The sequence below is a fragment of the Shewanella sp. SW1 genome, assembly GCF_025653545.1.
GTDB lineage: Bacteria > Pseudomonadota > Gammaproteobacteria > Enterobacterales > Shewanellaceae > Shewanella > Shewanella oncorhynchi.
Map to the genome: position 1 here is coordinate 40757 of NZ_JAKKSG010000003.1, position 14390 is coordinate 55146.

Below are 14390 nucleotides of genomic sequence, written 5' to 3' on the forward strand. Positions count from 1 at the left end.
TGGTTTCTTAAGAAACGATCAATTTTATAAAGTGGTTATTTTTCAACGACATACTTCGAAATTGATCGTGTTTTCAAGCCGTAATTAATGAGGCGTCACATCAGACTCATGGTGTTTATTGTGTGGCTTAGTCGCGGGTAATAGTAAGTTCATGGTAATAGCGACAATACCGCACAAGCTAATACCAGTAAGACTGAATGAACCTATGCCAAATGCCATGCCGCCGATACCAAAGACTAAGGTAACACCGACAATACTTAAATTACGTGGCTCAGATAAATCCACATGATTACGAATAAGGGTGTTGAGGCCAACTGCGGCAATGGAACCAAATAGCAAACACATAATACCGCCCATCACTGGGACGGGAATAGTTTGCATCAGCGCACCTAGTTTGCCAACGAAGGCTAAAGTGATGGCGGTAATGGCAGTCCAAGTCATGATCTTAGGATCAAAATTTCGGGTTAAGGTTACTGCACCTGTCACTTCTGAGTAAGTCGTGTTCGGTGGACCACCAAAGGCTGCGGCTGCAATTGTGGCAATCCCGTCACCCGTTAGCGTGCGATGCAGGCCGGGTTTTTTCATAAAATCTTTACCCGTGACGTTGGATATCGCCAGAATATCACCTATGTGTTCTACCGCAGGGGCGATTGCCACTGGGATCATAAATGCAATGGCATACCAGTTTAATTCTGGCGCGACAAATTTAGGAATAGCAATCCAGCTTGCAGCGGTCACGACTGCAAAATCAACAATACCAAAGGCTAGGCTTAAACTGTAACCTACTATAATACCTGCTAAAATCGGCATCACTTTGAGTAGGCCCTTTGCGAAAATCGCCACCGCGATAGTGGTACCAAGTGATGCGAGCGAAATAAATAACGCCGTATTTGTAGCGACTAAAGTCAAGCTACCATCACCACTCTTGCCTAATGCCATATTCACTGCCACGGGGGCTAAGCCAAGGCCGATAATAATGATCACAGGTCCCACTACGACTGGGGGCAATAGTCTGTGAATAAAGTCAGTACCGCGCACTTTAACCAAGGCGCCGAGCATGACGTAGACCACGCCCGCGGCCATAATGCCGCCCATTGTGGATGGAATTCCCCAAGTCTGCACGCCATAAAGTATGGGGGCAATAAAGGCGAAGGAAGATGCGAGGAAGATAGGCACTTGGCGTTTAGTAATCAATTGGAAGAGTAGGGTACCGATACCTGCGGTAAACAATGCCACACTGGTGTCGAGCCCTGTAAGTAGCGGCATTAGTACTAGGGCACCGAAGGCCACAAATAGCATTTGCGCGCCCTGTAGGGGGATAGCGAGTCGTCTCATTTATTATTCTCGTTAATTTAGGGTAAACCGCCAAATGATAACAGTTTGTTGGATTTTGAGCAGGAGAAAATCGCCTGTTTTGCCGACGTTGATCACTGTTTGGGTTTTCTGTGCTATGGCAGGCACGGAAATGGGGCTAAATTTTGGCAAGACTCGCTTAAGGCGCTAACTATGGTACAATTTGCCTCATCTGACGCTACTTCAACTACTCAAAGATGCTGAAATTCCTATTGAAGCCGAGCTTAATTGCATTTCTATATTGTCTGTTCACGATTAATAGCGTCAATGCTGTTGAGGTGAGTAAATTAGATGAGGCCAATGTGCCTGTGTCTTCGCGCGCAGTTGCTGAACGCGACAAAGCCTTAAAAAGTGCACTTGAGCAAGTCATTATCAAGAACACTGGGACTGCGCGATCCCTCGATAACAGCCTAATCCAATCTCAGCTCAGTAATCCTGATACCTTGCTGAGCCAGTATGGTTATATCGAGCAAAATGGCCAATTGCTGTTGACCGCGAGTTTTGAGCACCGCCGCATAGTGGCGTTACTGCGTCAGGCACAATTGCCTGTTTGGGGAACTCAACGCCCGCTGACCTTATTTTGGGTTGCTATGCCTGGTGATGGCGACACTATGATATTGGGTGACTCATCTGCGTTAGCCGAACGTAAGATTTTTAGCGATTTTTCCTATGCCCGCGGTATACCTGTACTCTTGCCTATCTTAGATCTTGATGAGTTGATGGGTATAAATCCTAACGATATTAAAGGGATGTTTGCCGACATCGTGGCGAGTGTGTCTGGCCGCTATCAAGCTGACTTTTTGGCGCTAGTGGCAATTGATGCCGCCGGGAATCAGGTTCGTTATCGTTTAAATCTTTATACTAAGGCTACCATTGATTCTTTGACGCCACCGTTATTCAGTTACAACGGTACTGCTGAAAATTCGGCCCAAGCGATTACCGCTATGATGGCGGCGTTAGGTGAATACTATTTTACTAAGTATGCGATTGCCGATACTGGTACTCAGCTTGGTGCGAGTGTTACCTTCGTTAATATCCAAAAAATGGCGCAATTAGTTGAAGTTGAAAAATATTTGAAGCAACTCAGCGCGATTAAAAATGCCACGTTAACGCATATTCAAGGTAATACTGTGACTTTCTCGTTAGATTTATTTGGCTCAGAGACGGATTTACAACGCTTATTAAGCTTAGAGCCGCGTATTTCTGTGGTCGCACCTGTGAGTGCAGGTGAATTTAGCCCTGTCTCTAATCAAACTGGCAAACCTGTGTATGAATGGCGTTTACATTAAGATGTTATCGGCCGTGCTTAGTTAAGCACGGCATTGTTTTTATTTAATATTGAGAAGACCGAGTGCCCTTAAACTCACCTTTGCAACTCTCGCTACCTGTGCATTTGCCAGATGACGAAACCTTTAATAGTTATTACCCCGCCGCGGGTAATGATGAACTTATTCAAAAATTGAGAGCGAATGCCGAAGGGCATGGTGAAGCCGCCATCTATTTGTGGGGCCCAGTTAAATCGGGTCGAACCCATTTAATGCACGCTGCTTGCGCGCACGCTAATGAAGTGGAGCGTCGCAGCTTTTATATTCCCTTAGGCATACATGCGAGTATTTCGACCGCATTGCTTGAAGGCCTAGAACAGTTGGATTTGGTTTGTATCGATGATGTCGATGCCATCGCCGGCCACCCCGTTTGGGAAGAGGCGATTTTTGATCTCTACAATCGCGTCGCAGAAAATAAGAATTGCGCCTTAGTGGTCAGCGGCAGCTCGTCTCCTGCGGATGCTGGGTTCCTCTTGCCAGATCTTGTTTCACGTATGCAATGGGGGTTGAATTACCAACTGCAACCCATGGCAGATGATGAAAAACTTGCCGCACTGCAACGCCGCGCCGCTATGCGTGGCCTGCAATTACCGGAAGATGTCGGGCGTTTTTTACTGAACCGTATGGCGCGGGATTTGCGTACCTTGTTTGATGTATTGGATAAGTTAGATAAGGCCTCATTAGTGCATCAGCGTAAGCTCACGATTCCGTTTGCTAAAGAGATGCTACACCTTTAGATACAGCATGGCTTGTGTTCGTTCTGAAGATACAAAACCTACTGGCATTAAAGCCAAAAAGAGTAAAGCCCGTCATGTTGAATACATACGGGCTTTTGTTTATCTAAAATTTAAAACGCTATTGTTGTGGATGTTGGTGACGGTCACCACTTAAGCGAAGTTCGGCTTCAAAACGAGACTCGGCATTAATTGCAGTTGCATTGCTTTGGCCTTTGAGCTGCGTATTCGCAGGCGATATTGCTAATGTTTGACGCCAGCTTTGACCTTGCACCATATTAATTGGCTCGGGTAGGCTTTCGACCAGACTGATCCCATTAAGCTCTGGCAGCATTTCATCAATCACCAACGCAGCGCGATTTTCTAGACTGTCTTGCGCAATTCGTCCCCTTTGTCCCCAGTCAATAATCAGCGAATCCGCAGTTAAAATCGCAGGTTTATTGGTGACGGCGACATCACGCAATATTTGATAGCGATAACTCATCATGGCTTCCTCAAATAACATGGCCGTGTCTTCACGGGTACTGGAATATGCATAGAAGTCGCTGGCGATATCGGTAGAAAAGAAAGTACTGACATCCGATGCTTGATAGGCCTTTTGCACATTACTCGCCGCTGCGCCGAGGAAACTAACATTGGCAAGTCCCATCATTTCAGTGCTCGTTAATGGGTAGGTTTTGCTGACTTGATCTGAAATTAGACTCTTGCTGGCATTGCGGCGGCTGTAGTCATCTAACAATCTTGGCCCTGTGAGTGTGGCATGCACGCTGCGTGGAAAAAAGTCATTGGCATGGGCGAGCTCGTGGTACAACAAGGACGCCAGATCGGGATTGATTTGCGCTAATGTGCGGTTTGCTCTGACTGTGATAGGCACGCCAAGGGAGGCATATTGGTTATCTTTCACGTAACGCCAAGGCATCACAAAGTTAAGATCATTTCCAAAATTACTGCGGTAATCCGGCGCCTCATTAATAGTGTCGCGCTGGCTTGGCGTAAGCCATAAATCATTGGGATCGAGATAAATCGCCCCTGTGACTACCCAATAGAAAGAAGGGCGTACATCATAGCTAATCACCACGGCCGTGACGGATTGTAACAGGCGGGCAAAGTCGCTATTGGGGTCCATCTGGGCTAAGAAAGCGGCAAAGTTATCACCCATCCAATCGTGGGAAACCAGTACTCGATTTAGAATCGTCTCGTGATTGAGATCGCTTGAGGTTTGACCTATCAAAGGTAAGGTATTGATAGTGCAGCTATCATTAAGCTGATTGGAGTAAACACAGTTTGCTAGCACATTGGCGTAAGGTGAATCCGGACGATAGGCATGGGTGCGCGCAACTGGGGTATCGAAGTATGGTGAGCTGATCGCTGGCGCCGAGGTTGTTAGCACAAAGACATCATCGCTAAGCTGATTGCCATTGACGTTGGCATTCACTTTGAGCCGAGTGATTGTATCCTGGGTGACCGTTGGCGCGGTAAACAAGGGTCTAAACGGATCGCTCACATCGACCATTAAATCTGGGCCAGATGCTACACACCAAGAGATATTTGCTGCGCTTAATTCCGATTGTTGCCCGAGTCTTAAGCTCACATTATTGCCTTCAACCACTTGATGATCTTGACGAACGTTTAGCATACCCGTCGATGCGGGATCGACATTAATACCAATTTCTCCGGAGACATCTAGATTACTGCCCGTCACATGCAAGCTAAAACGGTAGCCGCCTGCGGTGGGAGTATCAAGGGCTAATACCGGACTGTTTTGACTGACGAGTGCTATGTTAGGGCCATCGATTTGCTGCCAACGGAAGGTTAAGTCTTGGCTGTCACGATTTAGGATATTGGCAATGATAGTACTGGATTGACCCGCCACATAATTTGGCTCGGTTTGAAAGCGAATTGAGGATGACGTGGTGGTAATGAGTGGCGAAATGCTATCTGTGCAGCGTGCTAGTGAGGTGGAGGGGGGCGTGACTACACTATCATCTGGTTGACTATCACCACCGCCCCCGCATGCCGCAAGTAGGCCAGAGCAAGCCATAAATCCGAAAAATTTCAGTGGTATCGACATTCCCATTACACCATTCTCCCTTGCTAACTCTGCTGTGCTATTTAGACTTTTGTGGCGTCATGGGACGCTTATACTGTGAGAAACTGACTATAACACGGGCACTTAGTTGCAAAAAGTCAGTGTAAGTATAATAAGTGTTAATTTTGTCGTGATGGGAATTGACGTCGGAACGGAGGTTAGAACTAAGGTTAAAATGGGTATTCAGACTGAGATCATAAGGGATATTTGAGCCAAGGTTTGGCCTTCTAATATAAAAAATGCCGCCATACCTAGCAAGGTGAGACGGCACTGAAAATACATTGAACGGACTATTCTTTAGATTTTTTCTTCAGGCCTAATCCCAGTTCACGACCACGTATGCGGGCATAAAATGGGAAAGCGATTAGCAGTACGCCAATCAATAATACTTCGATTAAGGCAAAAGCGAAGGCGTCATTGGTGACATAAAGCAGGGTGAGCCCATGTAACATATATAAGCACAGAATAAAACTTGCCCAAGCGTAAGTGTATGGATTACCTTGGAAAACTCCCTTTGCGGGTAGTAATAACGGCACTATCCATAAGAGGCTAAATAGCAGGGTGTATTCACCGCTAATCCCTTGGCCAACAAACCAACCGCCTAACAGCAGCACTAGCGCAAAGTAGCCTAAACGGCTAAGGATAAATAAGGTGTTGGACGTCATAAGTCTACCTAAGGGTTGAAAATAAAAGCCATTTTGGTTTAAAAAATCATGGGTTAAAGAATAGTGAGCACATTCTCAGGAGGACGGCCGATGGCTGCGCTTTGATTGGCGAGCACAATTGGCCGTTCGATGAGTTTAGGTGTGTTGACCATAGCCTCAATCAACTGCAATTCTGTTAGTGATGAGTCTGCAAGTCCCAAGGCTTGATATTCTGCTTCCTTGGTGCGCATTAATTCGCGAGCACTGATGCCTAATTTAGCCAGAATGTCGCCGATGTCTTTAGCCGTAGGGGGATTTTTTAAGTATTCCACTAGGGTAATGTCGCAGCCTTGTTGCTCGAGTAAAGCTAAGGTTTCACGGCTTTTTGAACAACGTGGGTTATGGTAAATCGTCGCTTGGGTCATAGTACTAGAGGCTCAATACGGGCTGAAATAACAATGGCGCGGATAATAACAGAAAAAACCGCGCCCCGTCAGTGTGTTCGGGGCGCATAAATGGGTTATTGTCTTTAATCTATTTGTAAACCAACTTATTACTTAAGCGCATCCATTTCTTTATCAGCCATTTTAAACTGGCGAATACGTGCTTCAATACGTGCAAGCTGTAATGGATTATTTTCGGATGCACGGTAGGCAAAGTTAAGTTGATCGATTGCGCCCTTATAGTTCGCACCTAAGGCCATCAGCTCTGCGGTGGAAAAATATTCCAATGCTTGATTGCCGGTTTTTTTATACACCATAGTCAACAATTGATAGGGCAGTTCATTTTGTTTATCGAGGAAAATCATATCCTCCAGCAAAGGAATTGCTTTGGGGGCTTGATCGGCTTCGATATATATATTGGCTAAGTTGGCATTGATCACTTGAGACGTTGGTTTCATTTTACGCTGGGCTTCGAGCATAGTAATCGCTTTTGCATAGTCCTTACGTTCGATCAGTAAATCAGATTTAGTGTCTATATAAAACAGGTTGTTATCATCGATTTTTAACAGCTCATCGACGATTTTTTCTGATTCATTAAACTTCTTCAATCTATATAAAGCCAGCGCTTTGCCATAAAGTGCCGCCTCTTTGAAGCTATAGGTCTGTTTGTTGAGTTGCCGATCAAACATGCTTAATACTGCTTCGTCGCTATAGCTGGAAAAACGGACTTGAATACGGGCTTTTGCTAGCTGAAAATTAAGATTATCAGGGATATAACGTTTAGGGTATTGCTCGGCACGGTTACGGGCTTCAGTGATCCGCGATTCAGGTAATGGGTGAGTTAATAACATTTGTGGTGGTGTTGTGGTAAAGCGATAACGACTGGCTAATTTACCAAAGAAATCCGCTGCAGCATTAGGATTAAAGCCTGCATCCACTAGAATTTGCATTCCGATGCGATCGGCTTCCTTTTCATGCAAACGGGTGTAGTTGATTTTCGATTGTGTTGCCATAGCTTGGGTTGTCGCAAGTGCCGCCATACCTGCTTGTGGTACTGCAATAGTTAACAAAATGGCGCCGAGTAAACCGGCAATTGTTGCAGGATTACTTTTTTGCTGTGCTTCTAGGGATCGGGCAAGGTGACGTTGAGTAACGTGAGTCACTTCGTGGCCTAATACTGAAGCGAGTTCGCTTTCATTGTCGGCATTGAGAAATAAGCCTGTGTGCACGGCAACATGGCCGCCAAAGAAGGCGAAGGCGTTGATTTCATCATTTTGTAATAGGAAAAAATAAAACGGCGTTTTTACGCCTGTGGCATGGGCGACCAGTTTATTGCCAAGCTCGGTAAGATATTGACTCAACACGGGGTCATTTAGCATAGGTGCCGATGAGCGAATGATGCGCATATAAGCATCACCGTAAACCATTTCTTTTTCAAGGCTGAAGGTGTTAACTGCGGCCGTACCTAAATCCGGTAAGTCATTGTTAGCAAAGCTTTTGGCGGCGAAGGTTAGCAGCATCAAGGAGAATGCGCCTGCAACAAAAGGTTTTAATCGAGTCAAAAAAGTCAAGTTACGCAAGCGGATCCTTTTATTTCTAATTATCTCAACTAAAGGCAGATACTGCACTTAGCTTGTAGTTTGAGGTGCAACTTAGGATAATGGCCCAAGTTCGTCTATAGCAAGTTCATTATGATTTTTATTGATTTAACGCTCTTTCGTTGTCCAGTACCCTTAGTGAAAGTGAAGCTTGCATTGAAGCCAATGCGAGAGGGTGAGCAGTTGCATATCTTACTCTCAGACTCTGGTTCGCGGCGAGATGTTCCCCAATATTTAAAAAAACAAGGGCATGTCGTGCAAGAGTTGCGTAATGATGCAAGTCTGTTAGCCTTGATGGTCACCAAAGTTGATTTATCTCAGGGATAAATTGAGGATTTTTATGTTTAAATCCTCTGAGACTAGCATCAAGCGCCTAATTCTGAGCCAGAGTGCCGCTCAGGCTAGGTTGTTTACTCTTGTCAGTTTATTTTTTGATTTAGCTGACGTGTAGAAGCGAAAGTCTAACTGAGTAAAGTCTCGAATAACATCATGATAAATAAACTTTCCTGAGCGTTTGGGAAGCCTCGCCAACCATCACAATTGGAATGATCCATGTTTACTGTTTTTTCTCGTTGGTATCAAGAGCGCTTTAGTGATCCACAAGCTGTGACCTTAATGGCTATTCTTGTCGGGCTCGCGCTAGTGATTTATTTTGCGGCAGGTTTACTTGCTCCGCTGTTGGTCGCTCTTGTGTTGGCATTTCTATTGGAATGGCCTGTGGCGCAAATGCTTAAATTGGGGATTAATCGCACCGCTGGTGCGTCCTTGGTTATTGTGTTGTTTTTGGGAATCGTGGTTTTACTGACATTTGGCTTAATTCCGAGTGTGTGGCGTCAAGGTGTTAGCTTAATTGCCGACTTGCCTAGCATGATAGATAAAGGCTTGCTGACAATACAAACGCTGATCAATCAATATCCACGATTTATCAATCCAGAGCAGTTAGATCTGATGGTTGGTGAGCTTAAAAAACTGCTCGATACTCAACATGTGTTGGATATTGCTAAGCAATTAATCGGTTATTCAGCTTCTTTACTCGTCTTGATGGTGTACGCGATTTTAGTGCCCTTACTGGTATTTTTCTTTTTAAAAGATAAAGATCAACTGATTAGCGGCAGTAAGCGATTTTTTCCCGCAAATCGCCAGTTAGCGCGTAAAGTGTGGTTTGAAATGCACCAACAGATTTTTAATTACATTCGTGGCAAAGTGATTGAAATCGTGGTTGTTGGCGTCGCAACTTATATTTTGTTTGCCTTGATGGGACTGCGATATTCGGCGTTGCTTGGTGTGTTAACGGGGTTATCGGTATTGATCCCTTATGTCGGTGCAACCTTAGTTACATTACCTATCACCCTAGTGGCATTTTTTCAGTGGGGCTTTAGTTCTGAATTTGGCTATTTAATGTTGGGTTACGGTATTATTCAGGCGCTCGACGGTAATTTACTCGTGCCTATTTTATTCTCCGATGCGGTGGATTTACATCCGGTGATCATCATAGCGGCCGTTTTAGTCTTTGGCGGTTTATGGGGTGTATGGGGAGTATTCTTTGCCATTCCATTGGCATCGTTGGTCAAAGCCGTGATTAACGCTTGGCCTAAAACAGAGCTTGAGGCTGACAATAAACTTGATGCGAGTTGATGCTTACCTGTCTAACCGCTATTTGTATTATTGGTTATAGTGGGCGAGTTAACCGTTATCGCTAATTCCTCTTGGCATTTGAATTAAGTGCCAGAGGCGTTTGGGTTGAATGTTATGCCTTCACAATTTAAAGCATCCTCGTCTAGTACTCTGTACCCATTCACTTATTGTCATTCCTTTTTATTATCACTTTGTCTTAAGTATCACCATGAATCGAGCTTTTAGTTTTAGATTAAGGGGGATTTATTCTGTCGCTTGCCAGTTTAGGGATTTACATTATGTAGCCTCTAGGTTAGGTAGATGTAAAACTCTTATATAAGCATGTGGTTACATGATGCAGCGCACATTTTACCCTTGAGTATGTTGATAAAGTTGTGTCGCTTAGTTTGGGTTTGCTTATTCGTTCATCCTTAGCTAAGTTATATCGAGTCGTGCTATTTATTTTGGTTGAGAGATGGAAGTCACCCTGACAAGAATTTCCACTGACAATCGCCATTGGAGGATACTATTGTGAGCAAAAAACTATTAAGTGCGCTTTTCGGGGCAAGTCTTGCAGCGTTAGCGCTGTCGCCAACCGCATTTGCTGCAGATCAAAAATTGTCTGATTTCCATGCTGAGTCGGGTGGATGCGAAAGCTGTCATAAAGATGGTACACCTTCTGCGGATGGTGCCTTTGAATTTGCACAGTGCCAAAGTTGTCATGGTACCTATGCTGAAATGGACGCTGTGCATAAGCCACATGACGGTAATTTAGTCTGTGCAGATTGTCATGCGGTACATGATATGAATGTCGGTCAAAAACCTACCTGTGAAAGTTGCCATGATGATGGTCGTACCCCAGCAACTGTTCTGAAAAAATAATCTCAAAAATACGTTTAGAAAAGTTGGTATATACCTTCATGTCTAAATAAATAACGCCAGCAAATGCTGGCGTTATTTTTATCCGTTTACTAACCGATTACTCGTCTTTTGGCTGACCTTGGATGATCTTCTTGCCGGAGAACATGGCTGAAATAATCCCTGGTTGACGTTTTACTTCAGTATAAATCACCGCGAATACATGTAATAACATCAGCAGTAACAACACATAAACCGCATAGACGTGCACTTGACCTGCCAATCCTTTCATTGGTTTAAGTGCATCCGCTTTTTCTGCGTTCACACCCGTTGCATCATAGGGTTTTAAGCTTGTAGGTTCGACATTGGTATCGGCAAGATAGCTTTGTACAGCACTACCTAGCGGCGGATAATAAATATCTGTACCTGCACGCAAAAGTCCAGTGATCATTATGGTCACTAATAGCAACATGATGGCCATCACGGCAAATTTACCTTTAGGGTTATGACCTAAATACTGCGGATTTTTCCCCGCGGCTAATTCAGTTTTATAAGCTATTAATTCGCTTTTGCTATTAGCATTGGGAAACATGTGGCTGAAACGCGCATATTTGTTACCGATAAAACCCCACACAAGGCGGACTATGAGGTTTATTGCAAACGCATATCCTATGCACACGTGTAAAGTTTTCAAGCCAATTTTACCTGTTAACTCAGATATGCCTAGCTCAGTGCGATACATCATGATGCCACCGACTAAGATGAGTGCGAGCACAAGAATGACATTAATCCAATGAAATAATCGCGTCGGTTTGTCCCACACAGGATAGGATTTTATTTCAAAAGCGGTGGGGTTACTGCTGGACATGGAATTTCCTTATTTTTTGTGTTGGTATGATCTTACGCTTTTATCCTAAAATTTCAGTAACTTTTTTCAGTTTCAATTAAGACTTCTGATTGATAGTGTAGTCAACGAAAGTGTTAGAAGTTTTTGATTTGCGTACGGTAAATATTTTTTACGTAAGTCTTTTTAATCTGTTTTATCTAATGCTAATATCGTGACCACGGTAGACTTGGAAGTCTATTGACGGATGTTGAAGTCGTATTTGGAGGATCTTAGATCCTTAAAAGTGAATAATCGTTAACCAGACAGGGAGTGAGCAGGATGTTCAAAATATTACATTGGATTGTAGTGTCACGATCGCAAGTATTGATGGAATTGCTCGCAGGACGTTGGCCGCAGGAGTTTCTCGTTAAGTTGACCCAAGTCAGCCCTGATGAGATGTGTGAGCAAATCAAAGATAATAATGCCTCCATGGTCGTGATCGATTTAGCGACTGTTGATCTTCAAAAAGCCCATCAATTTCAACGTTTACTTGCCCGTGAGCAACCGAGTGTACGAGTTGTCTATTTGCAGTTCCCTAAGCAAGTGGATGCACGTTTCTTAATGCAAGCAGCCACAACTGCAGGGGTGTTTTATCTCGATGCAGGTTTAACTGAGATAAGCCTAGGACTCTCGAATATTTTACGAGGTCATAGGGTCATCCCAATTCAGCTCATTAATGGGGTAAATGATGATTTTGGGTTGTTCGAAGACACTGAACCGTTAACTATCCGTGAGCGTGAAGTATTACAAGCATTGTTGACGGGAAGTACTAATTTAGATATCGCCAATCAGTTGTTTGTCAGTGAAAGCACGATAAAAACCCATCTGTACCGAGTATTCCGTAAAATTGGAGTGTCTAGCCGTGGTCAAGCGATTGCGTGGGCACAAACCTATTTGCACGATGTGGTGGTTTAAGTCGCTATCAGTATTGATATACACACGGATATACATTTAAGTTAAGTCTTATCTCAGATAAAAGGGGCTAAAGCCCCTTTTATTATTTCTCAAAAGTAGTCTTAAGCCGAAAGCCTATTAACGTCCAAGCCAAGCCGCTATTTTGCTTTTGTCACGAATGGATAGGGCGACAGTATCCTTAGGCGCGGCAGTTATCATCAATTCACCTGTCATCAATTCATCCCGTCTAAACCAATGTAAATTCAACGATTCACCCAGCGGATACTGCTGTAGCTGCGCCTCAAATTGTCCTGTGACTTGTAGGTTATCCGCGGCAATTAACACATCACCTGCACTTAACCCCGCAAGGTGTGCAGGGCTGCCTTGGGTGACAGTCACGATTTTTAATCCAACAGGTGCTGCTTGGGTTTTCGCGCCGAATGCAATCTCATAACCTTTCGCTTGCCCGCCGCCCACATCTTGCGCACCTTGGCTGGCCCGAAGACTCAAGTTGACCCCAAATTCGGCGAGTAAAGCCGCTAACGGAATATCGTCCGTACTATCTAAGTAGGCAAACAGATCTTGGCAATCACGACCAAGGAGTCGTTCAACGATGGCTTGATGGCAAGTATCTGTGGTGCCTTTATCTTGCAGAGCATATTCCTGCCATAAAATCTGCATAACATGGTCGAGATTGTATTTGCCCTGGGTTTCGCTGCGCAGGGTTAAATCTAAGTACAGCGCAAACAGAGCCCCTTTAGTGTAATAACTGATGATGGCATTTTGTGCGTTTTCATCCTGCTTGTAGAACTTAGTCCAAGCATTAAAGCTTGAGTCCTTAACACTTTGTTTAAAGCGTCCCTGGCTGCGATAGACACGGGTGAAGGTCTCACTCAGCATATCTAAATAGCTTTGTTCATCTACCAGACCTGCACGATAGGTAAGAAAGTCATCGTAATAGGAGGTGATGCCTTCATAGGCCCATAATTGTGGCGTATAGGTTTCTGCATCAAGTTTATAGGGTAAAAAGCATTCAGGCTTAATGCGCTTAACGTTCCAGCTGTGGAAATACTCGTGGCTGCACAGGGATAAATAAGTGCGATAGTCGTTATTGATTGGCATATCGAGCGACAGTGGTAAGTCTTTGCGTGAACACATTAATGCAGTAGAAGCTCTGTGCTCTAAACCGCCAAAGCCATTGTCTAATACTGTGGTCATAAACAAATAACGCTTAAACGGTGCAGGTGTACCAAAGAAGTTAATCTGATACTCACAAATGGCCTTTAAATCTTGGCAGAGCCTTGGCATACAAGCACGGTGGCGACCATTGAGTACGATATCATGCTGCACGCCACAGGCATCAAAACTCCCTAAGGTGAATAAGCCCATTTCCACCGGATGATCGATGAGCTCGTCATAGCTTTTAGCTGAAAATTGGCCGAAGGCAAAATCGTCACCACTGGTGCGGGTCATGCTGGTAGCAAGGCGCCAGTCACTTAATGTTGGCTCTGTTGGTGGCTCTATAGAGACGGTGTGTAAAGTGTCTTCAAAACCATGGGCAGATAAAAACACGCTACTGCCGTTAAAGAAGCCGTGGGTCGTGTCCAAATGCGCGGTGCGTACCGACAGATCCCAAGCATATACTTGATAAGTCAGAATAATTTCGCTGCTATTATTATCAACCGACCAAGTTTGTTTATCTAGTTGGGTGAGCTTAAGCGTTTGGCCTTGTGCATCTTGTGCCTTGAGTTCAATGATATTTTTGGCAAAGTCGCGCACCATATAACTGCCGGGCAGCCAAGCGGGTAGGCTAAATACCTGCACTGGCTTGGGTTGTGATAATGTCATAGTGATAGCGAATAAATGGGCTTTCGGATCGATGGGGATTATCTGGTAATGGATCATATTTATCCTACAAAACCTGAGTGTTTTAATGGTGGCCATGCTGCCAA

Annotated in this window: 13 protein-coding genes; 6 read left to right on the top strand and 7 right to left on the bottom strand. The window is 44.4% G+C overall.

The window, feature by feature from the left end:
• Positions 1–84 precede the first annotated feature (84 nt).
• Complete coding sequence (locus L5M71_RS03410; RefSeq protein WP_028760316.1) at positions 85–1335, bottom strand: uracil-xanthine permease family protein; 1251 nt, start codon at positions 1333–1335, stop codon at positions 85–87.
• Between the two features lie 215 nt (positions 1336–1550).
• On the opposite strand from L5M71_RS03410, the gene L5M71_RS03415 reads away from it, so the two are divergent.
• Both L5M71_RS03415 and hda read left to right on the top strand, forming a co-directional pair.
• Positions 1551–2642, top strand: a complete 1092-nt coding sequence (locus L5M71_RS03415) for a DUF2066 domain-containing protein (RefSeq protein WP_105252829.1) — start codon at positions 1551–1553, stop codon at positions 2640–2642.
• 62 nt (positions 2643–2704) lie between these two features.
• Positions 2705–3415: a DnaA inactivator Hda gene (hda, locus tag L5M71_RS03420; RefSeq protein ID WP_168823935.1), complete on the top strand. Its 711-nt coding sequence runs from the start codon at positions 2705–2707 to the stop codon at positions 3413–3415.
• A 118-nt stretch (positions 3416–3533) separates the two neighbouring features.
• On the opposite strand, the gene L5M71_RS03425 is transcribed toward hda, so the two are convergent.
• The 4 genes from L5M71_RS03425 to L5M71_RS03440 all read right to left on the bottom strand — a co-directional run bounded on the left by L5M71_RS03425 (position 3534) and on the right by L5M71_RS03440 (position 8168).
• Complete coding sequence (locus L5M71_RS03425; RefSeq protein ID WP_263205501.1) at positions 3534–5489, bottom strand: hypothetical protein; 1956 nt, start codon at positions 5487–5489, stop codon at positions 3534–3536.
• A gap of 302 nt (positions 5490–5791) precedes the next feature.
• Positions 5792–6166 carry a DUF2069 domain-containing protein gene (locus L5M71_RS03430; RefSeq protein WP_028760312.1) on the bottom strand — a complete coding sequence of 125 codons (375 nt, stop codon included), beginning with the start codon at positions 6164–6166 and terminating at the stop codon, positions 5792–5794.
• 53 nt (positions 6167–6219) lie between these two features.
• Positions 6220–6570, bottom strand: coding sequence for an arsenate reductase (glutaredoxin) (gene arsC / locus L5M71_RS03435; RefSeq protein ID WP_105252827.1), 351 nt, complete (start codon positions 6568–6570; stop codon positions 6220–6222).
• Between the two features lie 128 nt (positions 6571–6698).
• A complete protein-coding gene (locus L5M71_RS03440) occupies positions 6699–8168 on the bottom strand; it encodes a M48 family metalloprotease (RefSeq protein WP_263205497.1) in 1470 nt (489 codons plus the stop codon).
• A gap of 111 nt (positions 8169–8279) precedes the next feature.
• Between L5M71_RS03440 and L5M71_RS03445 the strand changes: the two genes are divergently transcribed.
• The 3 genes from L5M71_RS03445 to cctA all read left to right on the top strand — a co-directional run bounded on the left by L5M71_RS03445 (position 8280) and on the right by cctA (position 10682).
• A complete protein-coding gene (locus L5M71_RS03445; protein WP_028760309.1) occupies positions 8280–8513 on the top strand; it encodes a sulfurtransferase TusA family protein in 234 nt (77 codons plus the stop codon).
• Between the two features lie 225 nt (positions 8514–8738).
• A complete protein-coding gene (locus L5M71_RS03450; RefSeq protein ID WP_131523891.1) occupies positions 8739–9821 on the top strand; it encodes an AI-2E family transporter in 1083 nt (360 codons plus the stop codon).
• Positions 9822–10331: 510 nt separating this feature from the next.
• Positions 10332–10682, top strand: a complete 351-nt coding sequence (gene cctA / locus L5M71_RS03455) for a tetraheme c-type cytochrome CctA (RefSeq protein ID WP_105252823.1) — start codon at positions 10332–10334, stop codon at positions 10680–10682.
• 97 nt (positions 10683–10779) lie between these two features.
• Here cctA and L5M71_RS03460 read toward each other — a convergent pair whose 3' ends face one another.
• Positions 10780–11526 (bottom strand): cytochrome b/b6 domain-containing protein, encoded by a 747-nt coding sequence (locus tag L5M71_RS03460; RefSeq protein ID WP_028760306.1) that lies wholly within the window; start codon positions 11524–11526, stop codon positions 10780–10782.
• A gap of 297 nt (positions 11527–11823) precedes the next feature.
• Here L5M71_RS03460 and L5M71_RS03465 point away from each other — a divergent pair, with 297 nt between their 5' ends.
• Positions 11824–12459, top strand: coding sequence for a LuxR C-terminal-related transcriptional regulator (locus L5M71_RS03465; RefSeq protein WP_263205495.1), 636 nt, complete (start codon positions 11824–11826; stop codon positions 12457–12459).
• Positions 12460–12576: 117 nt separating this feature from the next.
• On the opposite strand, the gene L5M71_RS03470 is transcribed toward L5M71_RS03465, so the two are convergent.
• Positions 12577–14343, bottom strand: coding sequence for a M61 family metallopeptidase (locus tag L5M71_RS03470; protein WP_263205493.1), 1767 nt, complete (start codon positions 14341–14343; stop codon positions 12577–12579).
• Positions 14344–14390: the final 47 nt, after the last annotated feature.

What these genes read in the sequence shown, in the direction of transcription:
- L5M71_RS03430 (WP_028760312.1), bottom strand. Translation starts at nt 6,166, where the DNA reads ATGACGTCCAACACCTTATTTATCCTTAGCCGTTTAGGCTACTTTGCG.
- L5M71_RS03460 (WP_028760306.1), bottom strand. Translation starts at nt 11,526, where the DNA reads ATGTCCAGCAGTAACCCCACCGCTTTTGAAATAAAATCCTATCCTGTG.
- L5M71_RS03445 (WP_028760309.1), top strand. Translation starts at nt 8,280, where the DNA reads ATGATTTTTATTGATTTAACGCTCTTTCGTTGTCCAGTACCCTTAGTG.
- L5M71_RS03425 (WP_263205501.1), bottom strand. Translation starts at nt 5,489, where the DNA reads ATGGGAATGTCGATACCACTGAAATTTTTCGGATTTATGGCTTGCTCT.
- L5M71_RS03410 (WP_028760316.1), bottom strand. Translation starts at nt 1,335, where the DNA reads ATGAGACGACTCGCTATCCCCCTACAGGGCGCGCAAATGCTATTTGTG.
- L5M71_RS03470 (WP_263205493.1), bottom strand. Translation starts at nt 14,343, where the DNA reads ATGATCCATTACCAGATAATCCCCATCGATCCGAAAGCCCATTTATTC.
- L5M71_RS03465 (WP_263205495.1), top strand. Translation starts at nt 11,824, where the DNA reads ATGTTCAAAATATTACATTGGATTGTAGTGTCACGATCGCAAGTATTG.
- arsC (WP_105252827.1), bottom strand. Translation starts at nt 6,570, where the DNA reads ATGACCCAAGCGACGATTTACCATAACCCACGTTGTTCAAAAAGCCGT.
- L5M71_RS03415 (WP_105252829.1), top strand. Translation starts at nt 1,551, where the DNA reads ATGCTGAAATTCCTATTGAAGCCGAGCTTAATTGCATTTCTATATTGT.
- L5M71_RS03450 (WP_131523891.1), top strand. Translation starts at nt 8,739, where the DNA reads ATGTTTACTGTTTTTTCTCGTTGGTATCAAGAGCGCTTTAGTGATCCA.